The sequence below is a fragment of the Synechococcus sp. UW179A genome, assembly GCF_900473965.1.
Lineage (GTDB): Bacteria > Cyanobacteriota > Cyanobacteriia > PCC-6307 > Cyanobiaceae > Synechococcus_C.
In genome coordinates this window covers 1-9949 of record NZ_UCNJ01000003.1, presented here as the reverse complement: position 1 = coordinate 9949, position 9949 = coordinate 1, and the positions used below count along the sequence as shown (strand labels likewise).

General features: G+C 48.6%; 5 protein-coding genes. 1 reads left to right on the top strand and 4 read right to left on the bottom strand.

The genetic code is table 11. The features are described 5' to 3' along the window. The 4 genes from DXY31_RS16290 to DXY31_RS16635 all read right to left on the bottom strand — a co-directional run. On the bottom strand, positions 1 to 7852 hold a 7852-nt coding region (locus DXY31_RS16290; RefSeq protein ID WP_170953478.1), incomplete at its 3' end, for a hypothetical protein. Between the two features lie 62 nt (positions 7853 to 7914). After that, on the bottom strand, positions 7915 to 8253 hold the full coding sequence (locus DXY31_RS01510; RefSeq protein WP_137024848.1) for a hypothetical protein: 339 nt from the start codon (positions 8251 to 8253) through the stop codon (positions 7915 to 7917). A 350-nt stretch (positions 8254 to 8603) separates the two neighbouring features. Beyond that, positions 8604 to 8777 (bottom strand): hypothetical protein, encoded by a 174-nt coding sequence (locus tag DXY31_RS17810; RefSeq protein ID WP_371638955.1) that lies wholly within the window; start codon positions 8775 to 8777, stop codon positions 8604 to 8606. A 524-nt stretch (positions 8778 to 9301) separates the two neighbouring features. Continuing rightward, a complete protein-coding gene (locus DXY31_RS16635) occupies positions 9302 to 9592 on the bottom strand; it encodes a hypothetical protein (protein WP_170953476.1) in 291 nt (96 codons plus the stop codon). Positions 9593 to 9651: 59 nt separating this feature from the next. Between DXY31_RS16635 and DXY31_RS17260 the strand changes: the two genes are divergently transcribed. Further along, on the top strand, positions 9652 to 9949 hold a 298-nt coding region (locus tag DXY31_RS17260; RefSeq protein WP_206749779.1), incomplete at its 3' end, for a hypothetical protein.

Genomic DNA, 9949 nt, shown 5'->3' with positions numbered 1-9949 from the left:
CTTTTGCATTCGTTCCAATAGCTCTAGAGCCAGTCCCTGACGCCGTTACATTGACGCCATCGGCGAATGCATTCACACCTTGAGCGCGAGTATTCACTCCACTCGCAACAGAACCAGTAGCAATAGCCGTTACATTCACTCCATTAGCATTCGCTTCTGTTCCCATTGAATATGCATTAGATCCCTTTGCATACGCCGATACTCCATAGGCTGAAGAATTAGGCGACTGAGTACCAACGCGTGATTCAAGACCAAAGGCCATCGAATTCACACCTCGGCTGGTGCTGTCTGTACCAAAAGCCGTTGAATTAACAGCCACAGCATGAGAATCGGTGCCATAGGCAAACGCATCATCGGACAATGCACGAGACGAGGTCCCATAGGCATAACCACGAGTGCCGCTGGCGAAAGAATCGAGACCGTATGCGGATGCATCACCGGCAGTAACATTTGCATTCGTCCCCGTAGACAAAGAGTCGTTGGCAGACGATGTAGCTCGAGCACTATCACCAAAGGCGTAAGAATCATCACCAATCGCCACTGCATTAATTCCAAAGGCAAATGCGTTGTTTCCGCGAGCAATCGCCCCAGTTCCAAAAGCAAAGGCATTAAATCCTTCAGCATCAGCATTCACTCCAAAAGCAACGGAGTTCACACCAACGGCAGAAGCATTGGTGGCAATGGCTGTGGAGCGTTCACCACTTGCGACTGCACGGGTGCCAAAAGCAAACGCTTCATTTCCAGTGGAAGCACTACTCGAACCAATCGCAAGAGAGTCTCGATCAATGGCAGTGGATAAAGTGCCAATTGCAATTGAATCGGATCCACTTCCTGTAGCTTGCTGACCAAAGGCAATCGAGCGCACACCTGTTGCTTTGGAGCGAGAACCAATAGCCGTGCTGTTGTCTTGATTCGCTAGGGATTTGAAGCCAATGGCAATCGAATCATCGGCGCTGGACTGTGACTGAAGACCAAAAGCCATGGCCCCTTGAGCAGTCGCTTGTGATGAAGTACCAAAGGCAATCGTATTATTTGCGTTAGCAATTGATTGTGCACCTACAGCGACAGAATCGTAGGCCGATGCATTGGCCTTAAAGCCAATTGCAGTGGATTGAAACCCACTTGCACTCGCATTGGTGCCTACGGCCAACGTTGATGTATTCGTAGAAGACGACCCTGTACCAATTGCCACCGAATTTGTATTGGTTGCTTGTGACTTGGCACCAGCCGAGAAGGAACTATGTCCAGAAGCGTTGGCCTTATCACCAAGAGCTTGAGCATTCTCACCACTGGCCTGAGAATTGGAACCCACGGCAAGAGAATAATTTCCTGATGCGTTCGCATTAGCACCGAAAGCCAAAGCTTGGTTAGCACTCGCAGAGGCTTGTGTGCCAGCAGCAAACGATTCGTTCTGAGTCGAGTTTGCTTTCACACCAACAGCAACAGAGTCGCGACCAGTTGCTAACGCACTTGATCCAATCGCAAAGCTATTGACACCGCTAGCCGTTGATTTAGTCCCAAATGCCGTAGAGTTTTGGTTTGAAGCTCTAGACAACAAACCAACGGCATACGATGCTTCTCCACTGGCATTGGCCCGAGTGCCAAAAGCAGAAGCGTTATCTCTACTCGCAACGGAACTCACACCTAACGCATAGGCATTCGACCCTGTCGCCGATGCATTGGTGGCCAAGGCCACCGAATTAGTTCCCGTTGCACTGGCAAGCAAACCTGCTGCATAGGCTCCATCTGCAGTTGCACTCGCAGAACTACCCAAGGCCATTGAATTCACACCTGTGGCTCGTGAATTAAAACCAGCAGCAAAAGAATCCGTAGCGCTAGCTGTTGTATTCGTGCCTAACGCGATGGCGTTATCAGCAGATGCATTCGCTTGATAACCGGCTGCGATCGCATCGGTTCCATTGGAATACGAATAAGCAGCAAGAGCCATCGCCCCACTCTGAAGTGCCTGACTACAAGCTCCAACCGCAAGGGCTTTCTCGCTATTGGCAAAACTATTCACACCAATCGCCGTACTATTGGCTCCAATCGCTTGCGCAAATCCACCGATTGCGATCGTCTCCACATTCGTGGCGTTCGCGTAGGCACCAAAGGCAATAGCGCCAGTCTTTGTGGCCTTCGCTTTCACGCCAGAGGCAATCGCTTCTGATGCATTCGCAAACGCCTGCGTACCGGTTGCCATCGAATTATTTCCTGTGGCATTGGCCAAGGAGCCATAAGCCAACGCATTGGTATTGGTGGCTGATGAACGCATCCCCAAGGCCATGCTGTTGACACCCGTTGCTTTCGCCTCAAGACCAGCAGCAAAAGCATCCTTTGTACTAGCCAATGAATTCGTACCCATCGCCATCGCATTCACAGCTAAGGCATTGGCATTGGTACCAAAGGCCGTGGCATTGGTTTGGCTCGCATTCGAATAGGCACCAATCGCAATCGTTTCAGTATCAAGCGATCGTGATTTCAAACCCAAAGCCATTGACATGTTTCCGCTCGCCTGAGCATCCAGACCCACCGCAATGCTGTTGGCTGATGATGCTGCTGCATCATGTCCGATTGCCATTGCATTATTTTCATTCGCATTAGAGCCAACACCAAAGGCCATGGTGTAATTCGCCGTGGCTGTGGCGTTCGCACCAAATGACAACGCTCCTGTTTGATTTGCAATGGCTTGCGTACCGATCGCCACCGTATTGAGAGCCGTCGCCTGCGCAGCAACGCCGAACGACAAAGAGTTTTCAGCTGTTGACTTTGACTTGGCAGCAATCGCAACGGAATCCTGCCCACTCGATAGAGAATCAATACCAATGGCAATTGAATTAGGACTTGATGCTGTTGCATTTGCAGAAATGGCAGTGGCGTTCACACCTGTTGCTTTCGCTGAAACACCAAATGCCTGAGCATTCGTCTTTGTGGCTTGTGAATCCACACCGATGGAGATGGAATTGTTCCCGGTGGCAGAAGAATTAGAACTAATTGCGGTGGAGTTGGTGCCAACAGCTATTGATTTTGTGCCAAAGGCCAAGGCGTTACCACCTTGGGCATTGGCAAATACACCCAAGGCCACGGAATTATTTCCTGATGCATTGGCTTGAACCGATAAAGCTGCAGAGTTCACCCCATTTGATGTGGAGAAATAACCGATCGCCATCGAATTCGCGCCCGTTGCTGAGGCATTCACAGCAATGGCAGTGGAGTTCGTCCCGATCGATGACGCATTGGTTCCAAGCGCTAAAGAACTCGTCTGGTTGGCAAACGATTGAACACCAATCGCCAATGATGAATTCCCATTGGCATTGGCACTAGCACCAATCGCACCCGCATTCACACCACACGCCGTGGTATTAGGACCAATCACAAACGAATTGGTTTGATCCGCAAAAGACTGAGCGCCAATCGCTGTTGAATTGGTTCCTGTTGCACGTGCATTAGCACCAAAGGCCATGGAATTAATCCCATTCGCCGTCGCATTGGTTCCGATGGATGCTGCATTTGTATTCGTTGACGATGCGTTAAAGCCGATCGCAATCGAATCCACGCCAGAGGCAACTGATTGAGTACCAATTGCCGTTGAACTCGTATTTGACGAATTAGATTTAAAACCAATGGCTATAGAATCAAGCCCAGATGCGACTGCTTGGGTGCCAAGAGCCATGGAATTATTAGTCAATGCGCAGGCCTTAACGCCAACGGCCATAGCATCAACACCCTGAGTATTCGCGAGATATCCAATCGCTCCTGCTGCCGTACCGTTGGCAATAGCTCCTGCACCAATCAAGAAGGAGTCATTGAAAGAAGCAGATGTATTCGTACCAATCGCAATCGCATTGGTACCAGACGATGAGGCATTCGCTCCTAGAGCAATGGAGCCATAATTTGAGGCTTTAGATACAGATCCAATAGCAACAGAATCGACTCCAGTTGCAGTCGATTGGGACCCAACAGCCAAAGAATTATTTGCTGCAGCGTTGGAATTTGTTCCAAAGGCTATGGAACTAATACCACTCGCCGAGGCATTCGTGCCAATGGCTGATGTATTCGTCTTCGTCGCGGACGAGTTAGCGCCAATCGAAAGAGAATCAACTCCAGTTGCAGTCGATTGGGACCCAACAGCCAAAGAATTATTTGCTGCAGCGTTGGAATTTGTTCCAAAGGCTATGGAACTAATACCACTCGCCGAGGCATTCGTGCCAATGGCTGATGTATTCGTCTTCGTCGCGGACGAGTTAGCGCCAATCGAAAGAGAATCAACTCCAGTTGCAGTCGATTGGGACCCAACAGCCAAAGAATTATTTGCTGCAGCGTTGGAATTTGTTCCAAAGGCTATGGAACTGATACCACTCGCCGAGGCATTCGTGCCAATCGCTGATGTATTCGTCTTCGTCGCGGACGAATTAGAGCCAATCGCAAGAGAATCCACTCCGGAGGCAACAGCTTGGGTGCCAAGTGCCAAGGAATTATTTGCTGCAGCGCTGGAATTTGTTCCAAAGGCTATGGAGCTGATACCACTCGCCGAGGCATTTGTGCCGATGGCTGATGCATTCGTCTTCGTCGCGGATGAAGCAGAGCCAATCGCAAGAGAATCAACTCCGGAGGCAACAGATTGGGTGCCCAGTGCCAAGGAATTATTTCCCAATCCGCAAGCTTGAACGCCAATCGCCAGCGCATTGACACCCTGTGCGTTAGCTAAATATCCGATTGCTCCGGCTCCAGTGCCATTGGCAATCGCCCCGGCACCAAGCGCAAAGGAGTTGTCTTTATTGGCGAGAGATCCTGCCCCAAACGCCATGGAGTTTTTTCCTGCTGCACGTGAACCCGTACCCAGTGCAATTGCATTGGCTTCCGTCGCATTAGCTTCAGATCCAATGGCAATCGATTTTTCACCAGAAGCTATAGCACTCACCAAAGCAAGTGATTCTTCAGCAGTTGCGTTCGTACCTGATCCAATACTGACTGCACCTTTTTGTGTGGCATTTGCAGTATCACCAATAGCGATTGTTGAATCTTTAAGAGCACCAACACCATTACCAATCGCGATTTGATTTTTTCCACCAGCAGTTCCCGCACCATTACCAATTGCAATGGCACCAGCGCTACCAGCAGTTCCAGCGCCATTACCCATCGCAATAGCACCAGCAGCTACGCCAGTGGTCGCAAGATTGCCAATCGCGATTGCACCACCAGTAGCAATCGCCCCATCACCCATGGCAATCGAGCCAGCCACATCTGCCGTTGTGGCATTACCTATCGCAATCGAGCCAGCACCAGATGAGCCAGCCCCATTACCTATGACGACTTGACCAGTAGCAATTCCTGCAGCGGCTGCGTTGCCCATTATTATATTGCCAGTGCCAGCTTTATTGAGAACGCCTTTGCCTATTACAATATTATAACTACCACTAGTATTACTAACTTTTGAACCAATTAATATATTATCAATTCCAGCAGTATTTTCCACACCACTTCCGATTACGATCGCCTCACCTGCGACAACACTGGCTCCCTCATCGATACCGATAGCAATTGAATCAGTAGATGCTGCAAAAGTCTTAGCGTTCCCTATGGCGAGAGTACCTGGGTCCATAGCAACACCACCCAAGTCAAACCGTCCTGTCCCCTCGCCACAAGCTTTAAGATTAACTGAATCAGCATCTGCACTTTCCCATAGCACTTTAAATATTCCATCACTTTCAATCGCTATATTTGCGTCGTCGATATTGACGTCTGTCATTTCAATATAACCACCACCCACGATATTTGTAGCACCGTCCGCAGTACCTCCACCAACACAAAGCCCTCCACAATCAACTGATCCATCCAAAAAAATGCCGGTTACTTCACCAGTAAACGAATCAGCTTCTAGGCTGGTAACTTGCATGAGCCCAATTTCACCCTGAGCGCCGAAAAAACCATCTCCCGATATCGTTAGAGATGCAGCATCTGCATTAATACACGAGCCATAATAAGGGCTAGTAGCAAGCCCCGGAGGGGCAGGCAAAGGCGGCGAACTTGATTTCCCGCCAAGCAAACTTGCCGCAGCAACACCAATACTATCAACCAATCCTACAGTATTGACATTAAAACTAGATTGAGGAATAGACGAAGATGATCGGTAAGAAGTCGCCGAAGAACTCGTAGTAGAACTCGATGAAGAAGTGGGAACTGGAACGCAAGAATCGATCGAATTACCATTAGAGGCATAAGACTGATTACAAACGTATGTACTTGTGGCAGAATTAGCTGCAGACGTCAAAACACCATTATTAATATAATAAGTTGCATTCGAACTTGAAGGAGCAGTTGCGTATACATCACCACTTGCATCAAGCATGACCGAACTAGCACTGAAGCCATTTGCCAAGGCAGTCCATCCATTGCCAGCAGAATAATTCGTATATTTGGTTGTTTGCGTATAGGCAACATTAGTTGCCGTTATTGATGACGTATTAGCGCCAGAATTCGAATTAGGTATACCATAACTGTATTGAGTGCCGGTTTGACCATCAATTGTGTAAGAGTACCGAACACCCGTGAAATCAGTTGACGAACTCGATGTGGCATTAGAGGGAACACTAGAAGCACCTACTGCGTAATAAATGCCGTTACTATTACTTAAAGTATATTGGTAAACCGTTGAGCCAGAACCTGGAGCAACAGTTGTGTTAGTAACAGACTTTGGAAGACTTTTAAGAGTCTGTGTACCCAATCCTGGCAGAGTATAAGAAGAATTGCTACCTCCAATAACTATTCCATTGACCTTACTTGCCACTACACCTGCACCAATAGCAATCGATCCATTGGCGCTAGAGATTGCATTAGTACCAATAGCGATGGCATTAATATTGCTTGCTTGAGCATTCGATCCAACGCCAAGTGACGTGGTACCCGCTGCTTTAGCATTCGGGCCTACCGCTGTTGATCCATTGGCAGCTGCATTGCTATTAGATCCAACTGCAATCGCAGCTGTTCCACTTGCATTAGACTCGGATCCAATTGCAATGCTCTGATTCGATTGCGCTGCAGCATTCGATCCAAGTCCGACGGATGTCGTGCCGGTTGCATTTGAATTCGGACCGACCGCTGTTGATCCATTCGCAGCTGCATTGCTATTCGATCCAACTGCAATCGCAGCTGTTCCGCTTGCATTAGATTCTGATCCAATTGCAATGCTCTGATTCGATCGCGCTGAAGCATTCGATCCAAGTCCGAGGGATGTCGTGCCGGTTGCAACTGCATTGGGACCGAACGCTGTTGATCCATTCGCAGCTGCATTGCTATTCGGTCCAACAGCAATCGCAGCCGTTCCGCTTGCATTAGATTCGGATCCAATTGCAATGCTCTGATTCGATTGCGCTGAAGCATTCGATCCAAGTCCGACGGATGTCGTGCCGGTTGCATTTGAATTCGGACCGACCGCTGTTGATCCATTAGCAGCTGCATTACTATTCGATCCAACAGCTATCGCAGCTGTTCCGCTTGCATTAGATTCGGATCCAATTGCAATACTCTGATTCGATTGCGCCGAAGCATTCGAGCCAACAGCAATGGCATTAATACCGTTGCTGAGGGCAGCCAAACCTAAGGCTGTCGACCCTGCATCCAATGAACGTGAAGCATTACCTATAGCGATGGAGCCAGTATTCGTTGCATTAGCAGTAGCACCTATTGCTTTTGAATAATTTCCGCTTGCGCTAGCTGATTCGCCGATTGCAACAGCATTTTCTCCTGTTGCAGAACCACCACCAGCGTCAAATTGACCTGAGCGTGCCGCACCCGAATAAAGAGAAACCGAGACTTGTAAGACCCATAAGAGCAGCAAGCTGTGACGAGATTTCAACGCTGCTCAAGCCAAGCGAATAAACCTTAGAGAAAGCTGAGAAGCGAAAAGCTAAAAAACAATTAAGGATTAAGCCTGCTCTTGATTTTTTGAATAGTCAACTCAACGTCGGGAGGCAGAATCTCTTTGCATGCCTCGAGCGTAATCTCACTGATTTTGTAACCGAGAAAGCGAATGAAACGTTGATCTTCCAGTTTTTCATCAATTCCCTCAATATCCATGCCAAATTGAAATTTGACCAATTGGAAAACGGGAGTAGCGCTTGTATTCAAGGCAACTTTATAGTCCATATCTAATCTTCTTAATGCACAAACAGTCAGGGCTGCCTGCTTTATAGATAGCGCAAAAGCTTCCTTACTCATCGGATCCACGCGATTTTGGATTGACTGAGCGCCTGCCATAGCAGGAAACAAACAACCCAGGAGACCTACACAGCAAGATCCACTTAAAGCCAAGCGGCGCAATTGGAGAGACATTTAAAGGCCAAATTCTCTATAAATAAACAAGATCCTCCCTTGATTTGTCAAGGCCTCAACTCGAAATTTTTCAAACCTGGATTCGAAAAATGCCGAAAGCGATCATTTTGATATTGATTTAACAATTCTCACAGCAGAGGTAAACTCAAGCCAATCTCATTTAAGAAACAGCCATCCAAACGCTCCACATACAGGCCTCCCCTTCCTTCTCAAGCGAAGCCCCCCGCACAGCCCAACGACTCACCGCTGGCAACTTAGCTCTCGATTTTGTCATCTCAGATCGTTGCCAATTGCACATAAGTGGTCACACACGTTAGTGACAGGCTCGTTCTTTCAGAAATAGGGTGTTGAAGAAGAAGACAGTGCCTTGTGTGGAACTCAGCCCACCTGCGGCGCATCCGTGGGCAGCGCGCGATGGCCTCTGCAGCATCAAGAGGCTTACCAAACACTTCTCCCTCAAAGGCGAACACCGATTCACAACCGAGAACTGCCCTTCATCGATGGAGACGCAGATGCAAACAGCAACACAACAAACAAGCAAAATCAACCAGTTTGATGGGGGCCATCCCACAACCGCCTGCGCAAACCAAGGGGTCGATTGTCCGGCCACGATTGCAGTGGAGTGGGAGGAGAGTGGTAGGGCTAAGTCGTGACCTCATCCACCATTCTGGTATCGGACAGGCCTTGAAATGGCACGCCAGACCATGCACTGTTTACCATTTAGCATCGCGTTATATGACCAACTCGAACACGCTGTTTGAAGTAGCACTCAGCTCAGCAGCCAAGACAATTGGATAGCAATTAGCCGCAAACCTCTCGGTCGCTCCAGCACAAAAGGCGCTCTGATCTGGCTCATTCAAGTGGCTGTACTGTGCAGGGAAGTCGATGGGCAAGGGCTCACTGAACGGATAGACCTCACTCCAATGGGACGAGTCCTGCTGGAGATTGGCCGCAGCAAAAGCCACCACTTCGCTCAAGCACCAGGCAAGTTGCTCTCAATTTCTGCCAACAGGGACTTCAAACCCAGCTCAGCGAGTGCCACGAGCTCCTTCTGCTCGCCAATAATTTTCTGATCGGCGAGATAGATCGACAACAACTTGCGGGTATTTCCGTTGAGATCAGCGGAGTTGTACTCCACACCATTGATCGTCACTGTTTCAGGCAAGCTATTAGCAGCCACTGCCCAAGTTGCATCAGTGGCTGCGTTGATCTCAAGCCCAGAGGAAGAAGCGGAGGAGGAGGATGTCGGCGATTGCTGAGCCATGGGTCCCATGCATACCCATTAATTATCGACTGAACGAGCCAAGATTCAAACCAAGAAGGATGAAACCAAACACATTGCTGCAACACACCCTTATTAGGGCCAAGAGCAGCGTCCTTCCAGGATCAGAAGGAGTTGTTAATCACGGTATGAAACTCATAAACAAAAAAACTTCAAGGCTTAAACAGTTTTTTGGTGGTCTAAATACCCGATTCCACACCTGGCGACAGAATCTCTTTGCATGCTTCGAGGGTGATCTCGCTGATTTTGTAGCCGAGAAAACGAATGAAGCATTGATCTTCCAGTTTTTCATTAATCCTCTCAATATCCATGCCTTATTGGAATCTGACCAATTCAAAA

Bases quoted from the DNA above. Each gene is read 5' to 3' on its own strand.
- DXY31_RS16635 (WP_170953476.1), bottom strand. From the start codon at position 9,592: ATGGCTCAGCAATCGCCGACATCCTCCTCCTCCGCTTCTTCCTCTGGG.
- DXY31_RS01510 (WP_137024848.1), bottom strand. From the start codon at position 8,253: ATGGCAGGCGCTCAGTCAATCCAAAATCGCGTGGATCCGATGAGTAAG.